16 protein-coding genes are annotated in these 18564 nt (G+C 73.2%); 6 read left to right on the top strand and 10 right to left on the bottom strand.

Annotation, left to right across the window (positions count from 1 at the left end; translation table 11 throughout):
* Nucleotides 1-60: 60 nt before the first annotated feature.
* From ACIG3E_RS13340 to rsmI, 3 genes are all read right to left on the bottom strand, one after another.
* The gene (locus ACIG3E_RS13340; RefSeq protein WP_399615081.1) at nt 61-930 is read right to left on the bottom strand and encodes a TatD family hydrolase; all 870 of its coding nucleotides are present in this window, start codon (nt 928-930) and stop codon (nt 61-63) included.
* A gap of 81 nt (nt 931-1011) precedes the next feature.
* The gene (locus ACIG3E_RS13345; protein ID WP_399615083.1) at nt 1012-1440 is read right to left on the bottom strand and encodes a hypothetical protein; all 429 of its coding nucleotides are present in this window, start codon (nt 1438-1440) and stop codon (nt 1012-1014) included.
* Nucleotides 1441-1793: 353 nt separating this feature from the next.
* On the bottom strand, nt 1794-2711 hold the full coding sequence (gene rsmI / locus ACIG3E_RS13350) for a 16S rRNA (cytidine(1402)-2'-O)-methyltransferase (protein ID WP_399615085.1): 918 nt from the start codon (nt 2709-2711) through the stop codon (nt 1794-1796).
* A 62-nt stretch (nt 2712-2773) separates the two neighbouring features.
* Here rsmI and ACIG3E_RS13355 point away from each other — a divergent pair, with 62 nt between their 5' ends.
* Nucleotides 2774-4558: a dolichyl-phosphate-mannose--protein mannosyltransferase gene (locus tag ACIG3E_RS13355; protein WP_399615088.1), complete on the top strand. Its 1785-nt coding sequence runs from the start codon at nt 2774-2776 to the stop codon at nt 4556-4558.
* 19 nt (nt 4559-4577) lie between these two features.
* Here ACIG3E_RS13355 and ACIG3E_RS13360 read toward each other — a convergent pair whose 3' ends face one another.
* Complete coding sequence (locus tag ACIG3E_RS13360; protein WP_399615090.1) at nt 4578-5345, bottom strand: polysaccharide deacetylase family protein; 768 nt, start codon at nt 5343-5345, stop codon at nt 4578-4580.
* Nucleotides 5346-5752: 407 nt separating this feature from the next.
* On the opposite strand from ACIG3E_RS13360, the gene ACIG3E_RS13365 reads away from it, so the two are divergent.
* The 4 genes from ACIG3E_RS13365 (at nt 5753) to ACIG3E_RS13380 (ending at nt 10817) form a co-directional block, all read left to right on the top strand.
* A complete protein-coding gene (locus ACIG3E_RS13365) occupies nt 5753-7381 on the top strand; it encodes a penicillin-binding transpeptidase domain-containing protein (protein WP_399615092.1) in 1629 nt (542 codons plus the stop codon).
* 238 nt (nt 7382-7619) lie between these two features.
* Complete coding sequence (locus ACIG3E_RS13370) at nt 7620-9350, top strand: penicillin-binding transpeptidase domain-containing protein (protein ID WP_399615095.1); 1731 nt, start codon at nt 7620-7622, stop codon at nt 9348-9350.
* A gap of 88 nt (nt 9351-9438) precedes the next feature.
* Complete coding sequence (locus ACIG3E_RS13375; RefSeq protein ID WP_399615097.1) at nt 9439-9969, top strand: YbaK/EbsC family protein; 531 nt, start codon at nt 9439-9441, stop codon at nt 9967-9969.
* On the top strand, nt 9966-10817 hold the full coding sequence (locus ACIG3E_RS13380) for an EamA family transporter (RefSeq protein WP_399615100.1): 852 nt from the start codon (nt 9966-9968) through the stop codon (nt 10815-10817). Before ACIG3E_RS13375 ends, ACIG3E_RS13380 begins: the two co-directional genes overlap by 4 nt.
* Nucleotides 10818-11040: 223 nt before the next feature.
* On the opposite strand, the gene ACIG3E_RS13385 is transcribed toward ACIG3E_RS13380, so the two are convergent.
* From ACIG3E_RS13385 to ACIG3E_RS13400, 4 genes are read right to left on the bottom strand one after another with little or no spacing between them, the layout of a single operon-like run.
* On the bottom strand, nt 11041-12237 hold the full coding sequence (locus tag ACIG3E_RS13385; RefSeq protein ID WP_399615103.1) for a serine hydrolase domain-containing protein: 1197 nt from the start codon (nt 12235-12237) through the stop codon (nt 11041-11043).
* A gap of 36 nt (nt 12238-12273) precedes the next feature.
* On the bottom strand, nt 12274-13032 hold the full coding sequence (locus ACIG3E_RS13390; protein WP_399615106.1) for an energy-coupling factor ABC transporter ATP-binding protein: 759 nt from the start codon (nt 13030-13032) through the stop codon (nt 12274-12276).
* Complete coding sequence (cbiQ, locus tag ACIG3E_RS13395; protein ID WP_399615108.1) at nt 13020-13781, bottom strand: cobalt ECF transporter T component CbiQ; 762 nt, start codon at nt 13779-13781, stop codon at nt 13020-13022. The genes ACIG3E_RS13390 and cbiQ overlap by 13 nt, the downstream gene beginning before the upstream one ends.
* Before the next feature lies 1 nt (nt 13782).
* Nucleotides 13783-14856 carry an energy-coupling factor ABC transporter permease gene (locus ACIG3E_RS13400; protein ID WP_399615109.1) on the bottom strand — a complete coding sequence of 358 codons (1074 nt, stop codon included), beginning with the start codon at nt 14854-14856 and terminating at the stop codon, nt 13783-13785.
* A 266-nt stretch (nt 14857-15122) separates the two neighbouring features.
* On the opposite strand from ACIG3E_RS13400, the gene ACIG3E_RS13405 reads away from it, so the two are divergent.
* Nucleotides 15123-15491, top strand: coding sequence for an SsgA family sporulation/cell division regulator (locus tag ACIG3E_RS13405; protein WP_399615111.1), 369 nt, complete (start codon nt 15123-15125; stop codon nt 15489-15491).
* Nucleotides 15492-15510: 19 nt separating this feature from the next.
* Here the strand turns inward: ACIG3E_RS13405 and ACIG3E_RS13410 are convergent, their stop codons facing one another.
* A complete protein-coding gene (locus ACIG3E_RS13410; RefSeq protein ID WP_399615116.1) occupies nt 15511-17754 on the bottom strand; it encodes an MMPL family transporter in 2244 nt (747 codons plus the stop codon).
* A 116-nt stretch (nt 17755-17870) separates the two neighbouring features.
* Nucleotides 17871-18461, bottom strand: a complete 591-nt coding sequence (locus ACIG3E_RS13415) for a TetR/AcrR family transcriptional regulator (RefSeq protein WP_399615119.1) — start codon at nt 18459-18461, stop codon at nt 17871-17873.
* Between the last annotated feature and the right edge of the window lie 103 nt (nt 18462-18564).

The following is an 18564-nucleotide window of genomic DNA, read 5'->3' on the forward strand; positions in this document are numbered from 1 at the left end:
ACTCTGTGTCGTGGCACTGCCCCGGGCTGTCAGGCCCTGGAACGCTTCGGTCGTTATCGATCAGTAATCAAAGGCGCGGGCCGTGTTCGCCGAGACGGCCTCGGCCATGGTGTCCTCGTCGACGCCCTGCACCTCGGCCATGGCGCGCAGCGTGACCGGAATGAGATAAGGGGCGTTGGGCCGTCCGCGGTAGGGCGCGGGGGTCAGGAACGGGGCGTCGGTCTCGACGAGGACGAGCTCGCGCGGGGCCACGGCGAGGGCGGCGCGCAGGTGTCCCGCGTTCTTGAAGGTGACGTTGCCCGCGAAGGACATGAAGTAGCCGTGCTCCGCGCACACCTCGGCCATCGCGGCGTCGCCGGAGTAGCAGTGGAAGACGGTGCGCTCGGGGGCGCCCTCCTCCTTGAGGACGCGCAGCACGTCGTCGTGGGCCTCGCGGTCGTGGATGACCAGGGCCTTGCCGTGCCGCTTGGCGATCTCGATGTGGGCGCGGAAGGACCGTTCCTGCGCGGCCATGCCCTCCGGGCCGGTGCGGAAGTAGTCGAGGCCGGTCTCGCCGACGCCCTTGACGTGCGGCAGCGCGGCGAGCCGGTCGATCTCGGCGAGCGCCTCGTCGAGCGCGGCCTCGCCCCCGGCGCCGCGGGCCCCCTGCCGCGACCATCCGTCGGGGTCCCCGTGCACGATGCGCGGCGCCTCGTTCGGGTGAAGGGCCACCGCCGCGTGGACGGCGGTGTGCGCGGCGGCGGTCTCGGCGGCCCAGCGGGACCCGGCGACGTCGCAGCCGACCTGGACGACCGTGGTGACGCCCACCGACGCGGCCTTGGCGAGCGCCTCTTCGACGGTGGCGGACTGCATGTCCAGGTGGGTGTGGGAGTCGGCGACCGGGACCCGGAGCGGGGCGGGGGCCGGGGGCGGGGTGGTGTCGGCGGGCATGCCCCGATCCTACGGAGCCCGGCCTCCCCCACAGAGCCCGGCCGCCCGGCCCCTCGCCCCGCCCCCGCGCCGCGGCGGGCCTCAGCCCGCCTTGCGGTGGTTCTGGAAGGGGTGCAGCAGGTCCGAGAGGTGCCAGTGGTGCTTGCCGAGGTCCTCCCCCGCCTCGGCGGAACCGTCGCTCGCCGGGACCTTCGTGGCCGACGGCGGGTGCTCGGTGTGGGGCTGGCGGTGCAGGGACTCCAGAGCGGACCGCACGGTCGACACCTGGCCCGCGCGCATGATCCGTACGACGTGGCCCCCGCAGTTCAGGCAGGTGGGCCGGGTGAGCGGGGACGGCACGCGCTGCCCGCCCGCCAGGTACATCACGAACTCCTGCCCCTTGGCGTCCACGTGGTGCTCTATCTCGTACGACTGCTCCCAGCCGTGCCCGCAGCGCATGCAGGCGAACGCGTAGGACTCATGGACGACGTCGACAGCCGTGCGGTGACCGGTGTCTGCGATCTCACTCATGCGAGCTCCTCTTGTCCGCAGGACAAGCGCCACCGGCCCGGAGCGTCCTGCCCGGACCCGGGCCTGGCGGCGAGGGACGGGTGCGTCCCTGACCACCAGTGGACGCCTTTCCCGCGGCGAGTGCACCAGACCTGTGCACTGTTGGGCCCGATTTGGCATTCCCATAGGAATTCGGCCGGACGCGGGGCCCGCGCTTTTGCCTTTCACGATAGTCCTTTGCCAGGCGATGGGCCGCTCGGAGGAATAAAACCCTCCCGCCCCCGACGCCGGGCGAGGACGGAAACGGTGCAGGTAGCAAGCGTGTGCGCCGGTATCTCACGCCCCTGCGCACACGCTGTCGCACCCGTCTCGCGTCACGCCTCAGGCGCGTGCTTCGCCGCGACCACGGCGTCGAAAACACGCCGCTTCGGGAGCCCGGCGTCGGCGGCCACGGCGGCGATCGCCTCCTTGCGCCGCTCCCCCGCCTCCTCGCGCACCCGGACCCGGCGCACCAGCTCGTCGTCGTCCAGCTCGTCGGCGCCGCGCTCGGGCGCGCCCGTCACGACGACGGTGATCTCGCCGCGCACCCCGTCGGCCGCCCACTCGGCGAGCTCCTTGAGGGGGCCGCGGCGGACCTCCTCGTAGGTCTTGGTGAGCTCGCGGCACACGGCGGCCCGGCGCTCGGGCCCGAAGGCCTCGGCCATCGCGGCGAGGGCGTCGGCCAGCCGGTGCGGGGCCTCGAAGTACACGAGGGTGCGGCGCTCGTCGGCGGCCTCGCGGAGCCGGGCGAGGCGTTCGCCCGCCTTGCGGGGCAGGAAGCCCTCGAAGCAGAACCGGTCCACGGGAAGACCGGAGAGCGCGAGCGCGGTCAGGACGGCCGAGGGGCCGGGCACCGCGGTGACCCGGATGCCGCGCTCGACGGCGGCGGCGACCAGGCGGTAGCCGGGGTCGGAGACCGACGGCATGCCCGCGTCGGTGACGAGCAGCACCCGGGCGCCGCCTTCGAGCGCGTCGGCGAGCTCGGGCGTGCGCGCCGACTCGTTGCCCTCGAAGTACGACACCACGCGGCCGCCCACGGACACGCCGAGCGCCTGCGTGAGCCGCTTGAGCCTGCGGGTGTCCTCGGCGGCCACGACGTCGGCGCGCTCCAGTTCGGCCGCGAGCCGGGGCGGGGCGTCCGCGGGGTCGCCGATGGGGGTGCCCGCGAGGACGAGCGTGCCTGCGGTGTCGGGGGAGCCCGCGGGCGTGGTGCCGGGCGTGCCGTCGGGGCTTGAGTCTGCGCTTCCTGTCACGGATCCATCCTCGCAGGGGCGGGCAGCGGGACTGTCACAGTCTGGTTCCCTACGATGGCGCGGTGACCAGTACCGCGTCGTCCCCGGACACTCGTGAGGGCCGCCGAGCCGAGGACCAGCAGCCGTCGCCCTGGCACCGCAGACTGCGCCGCTTCGGCCACACGGCCCGGACCGGGGCCGACGTGCGGGCGCGGCTCGTCCCGCCGTACGCCGAACCGAGCTCGCGGATCTGGGCGGCGCTCGGGGTGCCCCCGGCCGCCGCGCGGCGGGTGACCCGCTGGTCGGGCTGGGGCGGGCCGATCCTGGTGGCCCTCGTCGCGGGCCTGCTGCGGTTCTGGAACCTGGGCAGCCCGAAGGCGGTGATATTCGACGAGACGTACTACGCCAAGGACGCCTGGGCGCTGATCCACCGCGGCTACGAACTGAGCTGGCCCGACAAGGTCAACGACACGGTGATCCAGCAGGGCGACGGCGTCGCGCTGCCCACGGACGCCGCGTACGTGGTGCATCCGCCGGTCGGCAAGTACGTGATCGGCGTCGGCGAGTGGCTGTTCGGCTTCGATCCGTTCGGCTGGCGGTTCATGACGGCGGTGCTCGGCACCCTGTCGGTCCTGATGCTGTGCCGGATCGGGCGGCGCCTGTTCCGCTCCACGTTCCTCGGCTGCCTCGCGGGCGCGCTGCTCACCGTGGACGGCCTGCACTTCGTGATGAGCCGGACCGCGCTGCTCGACCTGGTCCTCATGTTCTTCGTCCTCGCCGCGTTCGGCTGCCTCCTGGTGGACAGGGACCGGGCGCGCGCCCGGCTCGCGGCGGCGCTGCCGCTGGACGCCGACGGCGCGGTGCGCCCGGACCGGCGCGTCGCCGAGACCACGCGCCTGGGGTGGCGGCCGTGGCGCTGGGCGGCGGGGCTCTGCCTCGGCCTGGCCTTCGCGACCAAGTGGAACGGCCTGTACGTCCTGGTGTTCTTCTGCCTGATGACCGTGGCCTGGGACGTGGGCGCGCGCCGCGTGGCCGGAGCGCGGCGGCCGTACGCGGCGGTGCTCAGGCTGGACGTGCTGCCCGCGTTCGCCGCGACGGTGCCGGTCGCCGTCGGCACGTATCTGCTCTCCTGGCTCGGCTGGATCCTCTCGCCGAGCGACGGCACCGGCGGCTACTACCGCGACTGGGCGGCGACGGACGGCAAGGGCGGAAGCTTCACCTGGCTCCCGGACTGGCTGCGCAGCCTGTGGCACTACGAGAACAAGGTGTACGACTTCCACGTCGGCCTGTCCTCGCCGCACACCTACCAGTCGAACCCGTGGAGCTGGATCGTCGACGGCCGTCCCGTCTCGTACTTCTACGAGTCGCCGCTGCCCGGCAAGGACGGCTGCCCGGCCGACACCAAGGAGAAGTGCGCCCGCGAGGTCCTCGCCCTCGGCACCCCGCTGCTGTGGTGGGCGGCGGGCGCCGCGCTGCTCTATGTGCTGTGGCGGTGGTTCTTCCGCAGGGACTGGCGCGCGGGCGCGATCGTCTGCGGGGTCGCGGCGGGCTATCTGCCGTGGTTCATGTACCAGGAACGGACCATCTTCTACTTCTACGCCGTGGTCTTCGTGCCGTTCCTGTGCCTGGCCGTGGCGATGCTCGTGGGCGCGCTGATCGGACCGCCCAGTGGGGGGCGCGGCGGAGCCGCTCCAGTGGAGCCGGGGCTTGTCACCGGTGAACGGCGCCGGGTGGCGGGCGCGGCGAGCGCGGGGGTCCTGGTCCTGCTGATCTTCTGGAACTTCATCTACTTCTGGCCGATCTACACGGGCACCGCGATCCCCATCGAGTCGTGGCGGTCGCGGATGTGGCTGGACACCTGGGTCTGAGCGGGCGGCGGGGCCCGGTTCAGCGCACGGGGAAGCCGAAGGAGTAGCCCTGCCCCTTGAGCCAGGGCAGGAGGCGGCGCAGGGCCTCGACGGTCTGGGTGCGGTCGCCGCCCGCGTCGTGGAAGAGCAGCGTCGGGCCGTTGGACAGCTCGCGCTGGACGGTGGCGACGATGGCGTCCGTGCCGGGCCGCTCGAAGTCCTTGGTGTCCACGTTCCAGCCCAGCGGGCGCATGCCGCGGGAGGCGGCGAGCTTGCGGCTGTAGGGGGTGAAGGCCCCGCCGGGCGCCCGGTAGTACATCGGCCGCACGCCCCCGGACGCCTTGGTGATCATGCGCTCGGCGTCGAGTATCTGCTGCGACTGGTAGGCCTGGGAGTCCTTGTCCATGGCGGTGTTGTGCGACACCGTGTGGTCGCACAGCCGGTGCCCCTCCGCCACCACCTTCTTGACGAGGTCCGGGTGGGCCTGCGCCTGCGTGCCCACCATGCAGAACGTGGCCTTCACGCCGTACTGGCGCAGCAGGTCGAGCATCGGCGGGGTCCACTTGGGGTCGGGGCCGTCGTCGATGGTGATGTTGACGGCGCGCTTCCCCTTCTCCGAGGCGTGCGCGATGGACGCCGACACCGGCTTGACGGCGGCCTTGCCGGGTCCGGTCGCCCGCGGTGCCGCGTCCTCGGTGCCACCGGCCTGCGCGGTCCACACCGAGGCGCCGGTGGCGAGCAGCATCACCCCGAGCGCCGCCCCGACCACCTTGCCGTACCAGCCCCGCCCGCCGCTGTGCCGCGCCATGTCCGCCCCTCTCACAGTCCCCAGCCGATCCCCGGTCACCCTCGCGACCGCACGGCAAGAGGGGGCGGGGCGGCCGGAGGATCCCGCTGTTACGGATCACGGACAATTCCGGGAGATTTCACGGACAACTCCCCCGCCAACGGCGGCCGGAACCGAGCGGTTTGACGCGATCGCTCCCCTCCGCGCCGACGCGGGACCGGGAACGCCACGATGGATCGGGGCAGCGCCGGTTTTCCCGCGCCCATTCGGTTCTGGCCGATCCGTGCCGGTCCGGCCATTCTTCTTGACGCATAGCGATCGAGAATTCAGCCGGAGATCCGGCCAAGACGGGTCCGCCCTGGGGAAAGCCGGGTTGGGGCGGCGTTCCTGCTCCTAAAGTGTGGGCATTCCTGGGGAGGGAGCGCTTCATGAGCAAACGAGTGAAGGGCGTCATCATCGGCGGGGTCTTCGCCGTCATGGTGGGGGGCGCCGGATACGGCACGTACAACGTGGTGAACGCGCTGAACGACGACGGCGGTTCAGCCTCGCCCGCGGCGGCGCGGAAGAGACCGCTCGCCGCGAAGGAGGTCCGCGACACCGCGCGGACGTTCCTCGCGGCGTGGGCGAAGGGGGACGCGGACACGGCGGCCGTGTACACGAACGACCAGGAGAGCGCCGCGCGCGCCCTGACCGGCTACCGCGAGGACGCGCACATCCGCCGCGTGCGCCTGACGGCGGGTCGGATCGACGGCACGCACGTGCCGTTCTCGGTGCGCGCCACCGTGTCGTACGAGGGCACGTCCAAGAGCCTGGCGTACGAGTCGTCGTTCGAGGTCGTGCGCGGCCGGACCACCGGGCGGCCGCTGGTCGACTGGGAGGCGTCCGTCGTGCACCCCCGGCTGCACGAGGGCGAGAGCCTGGAGACGGGCGAGGCCGCGGCGCCGCCCGTCAGGGCCGTGGACCGCGACGGCAGGGTCCTGACGCCCGACGCCTACCCCTCGCTCGCGCCGGTGCTCGCGAAGCTGCGGACGGCGTACGGCGAGAAGGCGGGCGGCCGCCCGGGGATCGAGCTGTATGTGAAGCGGGCCTCGGCGGACGCCGGTACGACGACGCTGCTCACGCTCGCCAAGGGGAGACCCGGCACGCTGCCGACGACGCTGAGCGCCGCCGCGCAGCGGGCCGCCGAGGACGCGGTCGCCAAGTACCCCGAGTCGTCGGTGGTCGCGGTCAAGCCGAGCACCGGCGAGGTCCTCGCGGTCGCCAACCACCGTAAGGACGACTTCAACGCGGCCTTCCAGGGCAAGCTGGCGCCCGGCTCCACCATGAAGATCGTGACCGCGGCGATGCTCATCGACAAGGGCGTCACCAAGGCGGGCGGCCCGGCGCCGTGCCCGGCGACGGCGACCTGGCAGAGCCAGACCTTCACCAACCTCACCGGCCTCGCGCCCGACGACGGGGCCACGCTCGCGGACAGCTTCGCGCGCTCCTGCAACACCGCGTTCGTGAAGCTCATCGACGAGAAGCCGCTCACCGACGCCTCGCTCACCGAGGAGGCGCGGGACAACTTCGGCCTGGGGCGCGGCGACTGGCACACCGGCATCCCCTCCGCGGACGGCTCCGTGCCCGCCTCCACCGGCCCCGACCGGGCGGCGAACGCCATCGGCCAGGGCGAGGTGCAGCTCAACCCGCTGAACCTGGCGTCGGTGACGGCCACGGCGATGACGGGCGCCTTCCGCCAGCCCGTGCTCGTGCCCAAGTCCTTCATCGACGGCGAACTGGCCGCCGCGCGCGGCCTGTCCGGGACCACCGTCGCCCAGCTGCGCCAGATGCTGCGGCGCACCGCGCTGTCCGGCACGGGCGCGCGGGCCATGGCGGGCCTCGGCCCCGACGTCGGCGCGAAGACCGGCTCGGCGGAGGTCGACGGGCAGAAGAAGCCCAACAGCTGGTTCACGGGCTACCGCGGCGACGTGGCCGCGGCCGCGATGGCCCAGGAGGGCGGCCACGGCGGCGACACGGCGGGCCCGATCGTAGCGACGATCCTACGAGCGACGCGCTAAACGGGCGCCGAGAGGGAGCGCCCCGGGGGCGCGCCCCGAAGGGGCGCGGGGCTGTGTCCATATGCGGCTCCGCCGCGCGGGCGCGCCCAGCCACGAACAACCCGCAGACCCCATCGACGCATAGCCCAATCCAACGACACTGCGAACCATGCCCGGACGGGCTGCCGCTAGGTTGGGCGGTCGGTGAGTTGAGCAGAGGCGCGGCGGGGGCCGACGGGGATTCGCGGAGGACTGGTTCGTGGGCAAGAGAAGACGTGTCGCCGAGCGCAAGAAGGTGCGTCCGGGCGTGCTCGGCGGGGCCGTGGTCGCCGTCGTGTGCGGCGTGGGCTTCGCCGCGTACGCGCTGGCCGGGGAGCCGGAGACGGGCGGCGCCAGCGGGGCGGACGGCAAGGCCGTGGCGACGGGCCCGCCGACGGCCGCGGAAGTGCGCACCACCGCGCGGGGGTTCCTCGCGGCCTGGGCCGCGGGCGACGTGGACCGGGCGGCCGCGCTGACGGACGACCGCGAGGCGGCCCGGGCGGCCCTGCGGTCGTATCAGAAGGACGCGCGGATGACGAAGGTGCGGCTCACGCCGGGCAGGCCCGCGAGCCGCAAGAGCCCGACGGTGCCGTTCAAGGCCGCGGCGACGGTCTCGTACGAGGGAAACCGCGAGACCCAGGGCGCGGTGGGCACGGTCCGCAAGCCGTACGGGTACGCGTCGGCGCTGCGGGTGGTGCGCCGGGCGTCCGACGGCAGGACGCTCGTCGACTGGCGCCCCTCCGTCGTCCACCCGGAGCTGAAGCCCGGCGACCGCCTGGTCACCGGCGAGGCGGGCACCCCGCCGATCAAGGCCCTGGACCGCGACGGCCGCGTGCTGACCGCGGCGAAGTACCCCTCGCTGGGCACGGTCCTCGACGGCCTGCGCGACAAGTACGGCAAGAAGGCGGGCGGCACCGGCGGCATCGAGCTGCGGATCGTGCGCAAGGACGCGCGGGACGCGGCGCGCACGAAGACCAAGAGCGACGACGCGAAGGTGACGCCCGACAAGACGCTCCTGACGCTCGCGCCCGGCACCCCGGGCACCCTGAAGACCACGATCAGCCCCGCCGCGCAGGCGGCGGCCGAGCGGGAGACGGCCAAGCGGAAGCGGGCGTCCGTCGTGGTGGTGAAGCCGAGCACCGGCGAGATCCTGGCCGTCGCCAACTCCAGCCCCGGCGGCTTCAACACGGCCTTCCAGGGCTCGCTCGCGCCCGGCTCCACGATGAAGGTCGTCTCGTCGGCGATGCTCCTGGAGAAGAAGCTCGCGGGCGTCGACAAGAAGCACCCCTGCCCCAAGTACGAGACGTACGGCGGCTGGAAGTTCCAGAACGACGACAAGTTCCAGATCAAGAACGGCACGTTCCGGGCGAGCTTCGCGCGGTCCTGCAACACGGCCTTCATCAGCCAGGCGAAGAAGCTCTCCGACGACGACCTGACGAAGCAGGCCCGGGACGTCTTCGGGCTCGGCAACGACAACTGGTCGATCGGCGTGCCGTCGTTCGACGGCGCGGTGCCGGTGCAGTCGGACGCGCAGATGGCGGCGTCGCTCATCGGCCAGGGCGGGGTGCGGATGAACCCGCTGAACATGGCGTCGGTGGCGGCCACGGTCAAGTCCGGCACCTTCCGGCAGCCGTACCTGGTCTCCCCCGCCCTGGACAAGCGGAAGCTGGCGACGGCCGCGCGGAAGATGTCCCCCGCCACGGCGTCCGCCCTGCGCGACCTCATGCACTACACGGCGGTCGCGGGCACCGCGGTCAAGCCGATGTCGGGCCTCGGCTCCGACTCCGGCGCGAAGACCGGCTCCGCCGAGGTCGACGGGCAGAAGAAGCCCAACGGCTGGTTCACGGCGTACCGCGGCGACGTGGCCGCGGCGGCGGTGGTCCAGGCGGGCGGCCACGGCGGCGACTCGGCGGGCCCGGTGGTGCGGGCGGTGCTGCTGGCCGGGGGCTGAGGCCTGCGCGCCGGTTCACCGGGGCGGGCCGTTCGCTTCGTGGATACCCGGTCGCGTGGTGCGTACACGCGCCGCTAGCGTGCGCCGCATGGGTACTTCTGCGAGCGACGCGTACGACACCGGCGGTTCACCCGCGCACCCCCGATTCGCCCGGGCCCTGCGCGAGCTCGGCCTCGGCGAACTGACCGGCGCGGTCCGGCGGTTCCCCGAGCGGACCCGGACCGCCGCCGAGGCCGCCGCCGCGATCGGCTGCGCGCTGAGCCAGATCTGCAAGTCCCTGGTCTTCGCCGCGGACGGGGTGCCCGTCCTCGTCCTCCTGGACGGCGCCTCGCGCGTCGACGTCGAGCGGGTGCGCGAGGAGCTCGGCGCGGAGCGCGTCACGCGGGCCGACGCGGCCCTCGTCCGGGAGACCACCGGGTACGCCATCGGCGGGGTGCCGCCCTTCGGGCACGCCACCAGGACCCGGGTCCTCGCCGACCGTTCGCTGCTCGCCCACGACGTGGTGTGGGCCGCCGCGGGCACCCCGCACACGGTGTTCCCCATAGCTCCCGAGGCCCTCGTCGCCCACGCCGGAGGCACCCTGGTGGACGTGCGCGAGGCCGCCGGAACCGCTCGATGACCCCGCTGGTCACCGCGGCCGTCCTGCTCGCCGCCGTCACCCACGCCGCCTGGAACGCGCTCGCCCACCACATCACCGACAAGCTCGTCGGCTTCACGCTCATCTCGGGCGGCGGCGCCCTCATCGGGCTGCTGCTCGCCCCCTTCGTGTCCTTCCCCGACGCCGGTGCCCGGCCCTGGCTGCTGCTCTCCGCCGTCCTGCACGTCGGCTACTACGCGCTGCTCATGTGGTCCTACCGGCTCGGGGACTTCGGTCAGGCCTACCCCATCGCGCGCGGCACCGCGCCGCTGGTGGTGACCGTGCTCGCGGCCGTGTTCGTGGGCGAGGTGCCCGGCGGGTGGCAGGCCGCCGGGGTCGCCGTCTGCTCGGCCGGGCTCACCGGGCTCGCCCTGTGGGGCATCCGGGGCTCCGGGCGGCGGCCCGACTGGACCGCGCTTGGCGCCGCGCTCGCCACCGGCGTCTCCATCGCGGCGTACACCGTCGTCGACGGGCTCGGCGTACGCGCGTCCGGCTCGTCCCTGGGGTACATCGCCTGGCTCATGCTCGTGCAGGGCACCGTCGTGCCGCTGTACGCGCTGTGGCTCTGGCGCGGCGGCTTCGTGGCGCGGGTGCGGTCGGCGGCGCCGCTCGGGCTGATCGGGGCCGCCCTCTCCGTCTCCGCGTACGCGCTCGTCCTGTGGGCGCAGACGCGGGCCGATCTCGCGCCGATCTCCGCGCTGCGGGAGTCTTCGATCATCGTGGGGGCGGGGATTGGGGCGGTGTTCTTCAAGGAGCGGTTTGGTGCACCGCGGATGCTTGCAGCGGGCGTGATGGTGGCGGGCATCGGCTTGATGCTGCACGCGGGCTGATGCCCTACCGGGGGTCCCCAATCCCGCCCCTTCCCGATTCCTGGGGGCTCCGCCCCCAGACCCCCGCTCCTCAAACGCCGGAGGGGCTAAAAGACTGCCGCAACCGGCGACAGTTTCAGCCCGTCCGGCGTTTGAGGACGAGGCGCGGAGCGCCGAAAAGCGGGGGCACGGGGGCGCAGCCCCCGGATCGGGAAGGGGCGGGCCTGGGGCGCACCGCGAGGGATCAGGGCAGCACCGTGCGCAGGGCGCGGAGTACCGTCTGCGGGCGGGGGTCCGCTGTGATGCCCTTGGCCATGGTGTTCGTGACGTAGGCGAAGGACAGGCCCGACTCCGGGTCGGCGAAGGCCAGGGTGCCGCCGCGGCCGGGGTGGCCGAAGGAGGACGGGGTCAGGAGCGGGGCGGCGGGGCCGTGGAGCATGTAGCCGAGGCCGAAGCGGGTGCGGGTGACGAGGACCCGGTCGGCCCCGGCGGACGCCTCGCCGCGCGCGAGGGCCAGCGTCGCGGGCGCGAAGAGGCGCCCGCCCCCGTCGACGTCCCCGATGAGCGCGGCGTAGAAGCGGGCGAGCCCGTCGGCCGTGGCGATGCCGTTCGAGGCGGGCAGGGCGGCCGCGCGGTAGGCGGGGTCGTTCTCGTCGGGCGGCGGGTCGATGACCGCGAAGGCGCGCCGCGTCAGGGAGGCGGGGTCCGCGTAGGCCGCGGCGACCTCCGGCTTGGGCCGGGCGCGCGGCCCGCCGCGCCCGGTGTCGGCCGTGAGGCGCCCGAGCCGCCCGACCCGCGATGCTTGGTCGTCGGGGAGCCCCAGCCACAGGTCGAGGCCCAGCGGCCCCGCGACCTCGTCCGCGATCCAGTCGCCGATGGCGCGCCCGGTGACGCGGCGCACCAGCTCCCCGGTGAGCCAGCCGAAGGTGTGCGCGTGGTAGCCGTGGTCGGTGCCCGGCTCCCACGCGGGCGCCTGCGCGGCGACGACCGCGGCCGCGAGGTCGGGCGAGTACGCCTCGGCGGGGGTCAGCGGCCGGTCGAGGACCGGCACTCCGGCCCGGTGGGCGAGCACGTGCCGCACGAGCGCCCGCTCCTTGCCGCGCGCCTTGAACTCCGGCCAGTACTCCCCCACGGGCGCGTCCAGGTCGAGGCGCCCGCGCTGGTGCAGCAGGAGCAGCGCGGCGGCGGCCACGCCCTTGGTGGCCGAGCGGACGATCTGGGCGGTGCCGGGCTCCCAGGGGGCGGCCGCGTCGGCGTCGCGCGTGCCGCCCCACAGGTTCACCACGCGCCGCCCGTCGCGGTACACGACGACCGCCGCGCCGCGCTCGCCGAGCGCGGTGAAGGTGCGCCGGAAGGCGTCCTCGACCGGTTCGTACCCGGGGGCGACCGTGCCGTGCACGTCGGTGTCCGCCCCCGCCACAGCCACTCCGTCAGCGTCCATACCTGAGCCAACCGCCCCGCGCCGCCGAAGATTCCGCTAGCGGGCCGCCCCCGCCGTCTTCGGATCGAAGCCGAAGGGGAGTTCAAGGCGGTGGCTACGCATCAGCTCCTCGTCGGCGAGCAGCTCGCCGGTGGCGCCGTCGGCCGCGATGACGCCCTCGCTGAGGACCAGCGCCCTGGGGCACAGTTCGAGCGCGTACGGCAGGTCGTGCGTGACCATCAGGACGGTGACGTCCAGCGCCCGCAGGATGTCGGCGAGTTCGCGGCGCGAGGCCGGGTCGAGGTTCGACGAGGGCTCGTCCAGGACGAGGATCTCCGGCTCCATCGCGAGGACCGTCGCCACGGCCACGCGGCGCCGCTGGCCGAAGGAGAGGTGGTGCGGCGGGCGGTCGGCGTACGCGTCCATGCCGACCTGGGCGAGCGCCTTGTGCACGCGCGCTTCGAGCTCCGGGCCGCGCAGGCCCGCCGCCGCGGGGCCGAAGGCGACGTCCTCGCGCACGGTGGGCATGAACAGCTGGTCGTCCGGGTCCTGGAAGACGATGCCGACCTTGCGGCGGATCTCCGCCATGTGCCGCTTGCCGACCGGCAGTCCGGCCACGGTGACGGTCCCGGCGCCCGCGGTGAGGATGCCGTTGAGGTGCAGCACGAGCGTCGTCTTGCCCGCGCCGTTCGGCCCGAGCAGGGCGACGCGCTCGCCGCGGGTGATGGTGAGGTCGACGCCGAACAGGGCCTGGTGGCCGTCGGGGTAGGCGTAGGCGAGGCCACGGACCTCAAGGGAAGCGGTCACAGGGTCCATCCCAACAGGCAGACGACGAGGGCGGTCACGGGCAGGGCGAGGGCGTACGACCACTGGGCGCGGCTCGCCGTCACCTGGTCGATGACCGGCATGGAGCCGGTATAGCCCCGGCTCACCATGGCCAGGTGCACGCGCTCGCCCCGTTCGTAGGAGCGGATGAACAGGGCCCCCGCCGACTTGGCGAGCACGCCCCACTGGCGTACGCCATGGGCCTCGAAGCCGCGGGACTCGCGCGCGACGCGCATGCGGCGCATCTCGTCGGCGATGACGTCGCCGTAGCGGATCATGAAGGAGGCGATCTGGACGAGGAGCGGCGGGAGCCGCAGGCGCTGGAGCCCGAGGAGCAGTTCGCGCAGCTCCGTGGTGGCGGCGAGCAGCACCGATGCGGCGACGCCGAGGGTGCCCTTGGCGAGGACGTTCCACGCGCCCCACAGGCCGCTCTCGCTGAGCGAGAGGCCGAGGACGTGCACGCGCTCGCCCTGCGCGACGAACGGAAGGAGCAGCGCGAACCCCACGAAGGGGATCTCGATCAGCAGCCGCTTCAGGAGGAACGGGGGCGGCACGCGGGCCGCGTACGCGACGGTCGCGAGCAGCACGGCGTACGCGGCGAAGGCCCAGAGCGCCTCGCGCGGGGTGGACACCACCACGACCACGAAGCAGAGGACGGCGGTGAGCTTGGCGTGCGGCGGCAGCGCGTGCACCGGGGAGCGGCCGTGGCGGTACAGGCGGTGCGCGTGGCCCGCGCCCACGTCAGGCGCTCTCGGCGGGCTCGGTCACCGCGACGGTCCCCGCCGGGTCCGCCTGGTCCGCGTACGGGGCGCGTCGCCTGCGCACCGCCCAGAAGACGCCGGTGCCCGCGACGACGGTCACGCCGACGCCGATGACGCCCGCGAGGCCGCCGGAGAGGCGGGTGTCGGTGATGCCCTCCACGCTGTAGTCGAAGAAGGGCGAGTCCTTGGCGGCGTGCTCCTCCTCCTTGCGGTCGATGCCCTTGTCGTGGGCGACCTTCTCCAGGCCGTCGGGGTTGGTGGAGGCGTAGAAGGAGACGAATCCGGCGAGGACGAGCGAGGCGACCAGGCCCGCGGCCCACAGCTTGCGGTGGGAGCGGGCCGCGGGGGCGGGGACGGCGGCGGGCGCGTCGACGAGTGCGCCCCCCACGCGCAGCTTGAGCGGCGCGGTCAGGCCGCGCGCGCCGTGCACCAGGTCGGGCCGCACGGCGATCACCGCGCCGACCGTGAGCGCGGTGATGGCGGCCTCGCCGACGCCGATGAGGACGTGGACGCCGATCATGGCGGTGGCGACCTTGCCGATCGGCACGTCGGTGGTGCCGCCGACGGCGTAGATGAGGGTGAAGGCGGCGGCCGCGGCGGGCACGGAGAGCAGGGCCGCCGTGAACGCGGCGGCGGTGAGCGAGCGGCGCCCGCGCGGCAGGACCTTCGCCAGGCCACGGAAGACCGCGTACGCCACGAGCGTGGTGACGACCGCCATGACCGTGATGTTCACGCCGAGCGCGGTCAGGCCGCCGTCCGCGAACAGGACGCCCTGCATGAGCAGCACCACGGAAACGCACAGGACCCCTGTGTAGGGGCCCACGAGTATCGCCGCGAGGGCGCCGCCGAGGAGGTGGCCGCTCGTCCCGGCGGCGACGGGGAAGTTCAGCATCTGCACGGCGAAGATGAAGGCCGCCACAAGACCCCCGAGCGGCGCCGTGCGCTCGTCCAATTCCCGTCGCGCCCCGCGCAGCGCGACGGCGACGGCACCCGCCGCGGCGACGCCCGCGGCGGCGGATACGGGAGCGTTGATGAATCCGTCGGGGACATGCATGCGCGCGCTCCTGGAAAGGTGCATGTCGTGAGCGTGGGGAGGCACTCACGTGAAATGAGCGGATCGCTCCCGAGCGGGACGCTCGCGAACCTTTCCATGATGTGCGCTCCTGCGAAAAGGTCGCAAGAGCGTAGGAGCACCAATACGCGCCCCCGCCCGCGCCCCGGAACAGCGCCCCCCCCAAGCGCCCCAATATCTGTACATATGCGACATTGGGGAGAGGGCCTCCGCCTGCGTGCGGGCCGGGACGACGAGAGGACAGAGCCATGTCAGTGGTCGAACAAGTCACCCGGGCCCACCTCGTCACCGACTCCCCCGACGACCACGTGGTCGTCCCCGTCGCCCTGCGGTACGACCCGGACGCCGACCCGGCTTCCGTGCGCATCGGCCTGCCCGGCACGGTGGCCGCGGACCACCCCGGATCACCCGACTGGGTCCTCGACCGCGACCTCCTGGAGCGGGGGCTGAGGGCCCCGGCGGCCGAGGGCGACGTACGGATCTGGCCGTGCGGGCGGGTGCAGGCGGTGGTGGAGTTCCACACGCCGAAGGGCGTGGCGGTCGTGCAGTTCGACTCGTCCGCGCTGGTGCGCTTCCTGCGTCGTACGTACACGGCCGCCACGCCGGTCAGTCACTGAGCGCCCGGGGGCGCGGGCGTCACACGCCCACGGGCTCCCGCCGCTCGTCGCGGTCGCCGGTGGCGGGGGGCGCCATGTCCTTCAGGCCCTCGCCCTCGACGTCCACGTTCGGCAGCGCCCTGTCGAGCCAGCGCGGCAGGCTCCAGGCCGTGCGGCCGAGGAGCGCGAGCACGGCCGGGACGATCGCCATGCGCACGATGAACGCGTCGAAGAAGACCGCGATCGCCAGGCCGAAGCCGATCATCTTGACCATCTGCTCGCTGGAGCCGATGAAGCCCGCGAAGACGGCGATCATGATGACGGCGGCCGCCGTCACGACCCGCGCGCCGTACTTGAAGCCGGTGACGATCGCGTCCTCGGGGCTCTCCCCGTGGACGTACGCCTCGCGCATGCGGGTCACCAGGAACACCTCGTAGTCCATCGCGAGGCCGAAGACGACGCCCACCATGAAGATCGGCATCATGCTCATGATCGGGCCGGTCTGCTCCACGCCGAACAGCGAGCCGAGCCAGCCCCACTGGAAGACCGCGACCACCGCGCCGAGCGCGGCGAGCACCGAGAGCAGGAAGCCGAGCGCCGCCTTGAGCGGGACGAGGACCGAGCGGAAGACGACGATCAGGAGCAGGAACGCGAGGCCCACGACCAGCGCGAGGTAGGGGATCAGCGCGTCGTTGAGCTTCTGCGAGACGTCGATGTTCATGGCCGTGGTGCCGGTGACCATGACGTCGGCACCGCTGTCGGCCTTGACGTGCTTGGCCTCGTCGCGGATGGCGTGGACGAGGTCCTCGGTCTCGGTGCCGCTCGGCTTGGAGGACGGCACGACGCTGATGATCGCGGTGTCGCCCGCCTTGTTGAACACCGGCGGGCTCACGGTGAGCACGTCGTCCAGGCCGCCGATCTTCTTGGCGACGGCGGCGGCCTCGCCCTTGGGGTCGGCGACGCCCTTGAGGTCGGTGACGGTCATCAGCGGGCCGTTGTAGCCGGGGCCGAAGCCGTCCGCGATGAGGTCGTAGGCCTTGCGCTGGGTGGTGGAGGTGGGCTGCGCGCCGTCGTCGGGCAGGCCGAGTTCGAGGCTGGCGACCGGCACGGCGGCGGCGCCGAGGCCGAGCACGCCGAGCAGCAGGACGGCGAGCGGGCGGCGGACCACGAAGCGGGCCCAGCGGGTGCCGAGGTTCTCCTTCGCGGGCGCGGCGGCCTCCGCAGCCCGCGGCGCGGCCTTCTTTCCGCGGCCGAACCGCTTGCCCTTCTCGCCCGCGGGCCTGACCTTGCGGCCCGCGTACCCGAGCAGCGCCGGGACCAGGGTGAGCGCGATCAGGACCGCGATGGCGACCGTACCGGCCGCCGCGACGCCCATCTTGGTGAGCATCGGGATGTTGACGACCGCGAGGCCGACCAGCGCGATGACCACCGTCAGACCGGCGAAGACCACCGCGGAGCCCGCCGTGCCGACGGCCCGGCCCGCCGCGTCCTCGCGGTCGCGGCCCTCGGCCAGCTCGGCGCGGTAGCGCGAGACGATGAACAGGGCGTAGTCGATGCCGACCGCGAGGCCGATCATCATGGCGAGCGTCGACGTGGTCGTACCGAGGTCGAGCGCGCTGGCGAGCGCGGCGATCGACGAGACGCCGATGCCGACGCCGATCAGGGCCGTGAGCAGCGGAAGCCCGGCCGCCACGAGCGAGCCGAAGGTGATGACAAGGACGACGGCGGCGACGGCGATGCCGATGATCTCCGTGGCGCCGGTGTGCGGCACGGCCTGGAGCGCGTCACCGCCGACCTCGACGGTCATGCCGCCGGTGCGGGCCTTGTCGGTGGTCTTCTCCAGGGCGTCCCGGCTGTCGTCGGACAGCTCCATGGAGGTGACCTTGTACGTCACCGACGCGTAGGCCGTGGTGCCGTCCTTGGAGACCGTCTTGGCCGCGAACGGGTCGGCGGCGCGCGCCACCTGGTCCGAGCCGGACGCGAGCGCGCCCACGGTCTTGGAGATCGCGGCCTTGTTGTCCGGGTCGGTGACCTTCTCGCCGTCCGGCGCCTTGAACACCACGCGGGCGCTGGCGCCGTCGGCGCTGGCCTCGGGGGCGCGCTTCTCCAGGAGGTCGAAGGCCTGCTGGGCCTCCGTGCCCGGGATCGAGAAGGAACTCGACGCGGCGGTCGGCGCGGAGGCGGCGCCCACTCCGGCGAGGGTCAGGAGCGCCACCCAGATCAGGGCGACGAAGTGCCGTCGCCGGAAGGCGATTCGGCCTAGTTTGTACAGGAACGTGGCCACGAGGGGGTACTCCCGGTCAGGTCGTGGGATGGCTACAGGGCAGGGGGGATCGGCCCGACGACGTGAGCGACTCGCGTCAGGTGGAGCGTTCTTCGAGGTCCGAGAGGGGTCTCGGGTCAGACGCCGAGGGCGGGGAGGATCACGGCGTCGATGTACGTGATGAGGAACTCCTGGTCGACCGTGCGCTCCTCGATGAGCTCACGGGCGGCGAAGCCGCCGACCAGCATGTGGATGACGTATTCCAGCGCCGGGTTGTCCGCGGCGACCTCGCCGCGCTCCACCGCGCGCCGCAGCATCGCGTCGAGCCCGGTGAGCTCCGGCTCGATGAGCAGCTGGCGCAGCGCCTGGTGCAGTTCGGGATTGCCGTGGATGGCGTGGAACAGGCCGCGCATCAGGGCGTGGTCCCGCTCCATCTTGCAGTCGTCCTGGAGGGTCGCCATGCGCATGAGGTCGCCGCGCAGCGAACCGGTGTCGATGTCCGCGAGGGACGCCGGTTTGTTGTGCCGGAGCGCCCGCGCGACCAGCTCCGGCTTGCCGCCCCACTGGCGGTAGAGCGTGGCCTTGCTGGAGCGGGTGCGGGTGGCGACGGCGTCCATCGTGAGGTTCTCGTAGCCCACCTCGCGCAGCAGGTCGAGCACGGCCTCGTACAGCTCCGCCGCGCGCTCGGGGGAGATCCGGCTGCGCCGGGCCGTCGCCGTGTCCGCCATGGCCGTCGCCTTTCCTTTCACTGGTTGCCCCGCACACTGTACGCGGATCCCGTATCGAAACGAAACGGTTTCGTTCATGAACTGGGTCACACAGACTCAGCCC

The sequence above is a fragment of the Streptomyces sp. NPDC053474 genome, assembly GCF_044544845.1.
Lineage (GTDB): Bacteria > Actinomycetota > Actinomycetes > Streptomycetales > Streptomycetaceae > Streptomyces.

Bases quoted from the DNA above. Each gene is read 5' to 3' on its own strand.
- ACIG3E_RS13345 (WP_399615083.1), bottom strand. From the start codon at position 1,440: ATGAGTGAGATCGCAGACACCGGTCACCGCACGGCTGTCGACGTCGTC.
- ACIG3E_RS13365 (WP_399615092.1), top strand. From the start codon at position 5,753: ATGAGCAAACGAGTGAAGGGCGTCATCATCGGCGGGGTCTTCGCCGTC.
- ACIG3E_RS13405 (WP_399615111.1), top strand. From the start codon at position 15,123: ATGTCAGTGGTCGAACAAGTCACCCGGGCCCACCTCGTCACCGACTCC.
- ACIG3E_RS13380 (WP_399615100.1), top strand. From the start codon at position 9,966: ATGACCCCGCTGGTCACCGCGGCCGTCCTGCTCGCCGCCGTCACCCAC.
- ACIG3E_RS13375 (WP_399615097.1), top strand. From the start codon at position 9,439: ATGGGTACTTCTGCGAGCGACGCGTACGACACCGGCGGTTCACCCGCG.
- ACIG3E_RS13415 (WP_399615119.1), bottom strand. From the start codon at position 18,461: ATGGCGGACACGGCGACGGCCCGGCGCAGCCGGATCTCCCCCGAGCGC.
- ACIG3E_RS13340 (WP_399615081.1), bottom strand. From the start codon at position 930: ATGCCCGCCGACACCACCCCGCCCCCGGCCCCCGCCCCGCTCCGGGTC.
- ACIG3E_RS13385 (WP_399615103.1), bottom strand. From the start codon at position 12,237: ATGGACGCTGACGGAGTGGCTGTGGCGGGGGCGGACACCGACGTGCAC.
- ACIG3E_RS13390 (WP_399615106.1), bottom strand. From the start codon at position 13,032: ATGGACCCTGTGACCGCTTCCCTTGAGGTCCGTGGCCTCGCCTACGCC.
- ACIG3E_RS13400 (WP_399615109.1), bottom strand. From the start codon at position 14,856: ATGCATGTCCCCGACGGATTCATCAACGCTCCCGTATCCGCCGCCGCG.
- ACIG3E_RS13360 (WP_399615090.1), bottom strand. From the start codon at position 5,345: ATGGCGCGGCACAGCGGCGGGCGGGGCTGGTACGGCAAGGTGGTCGGG.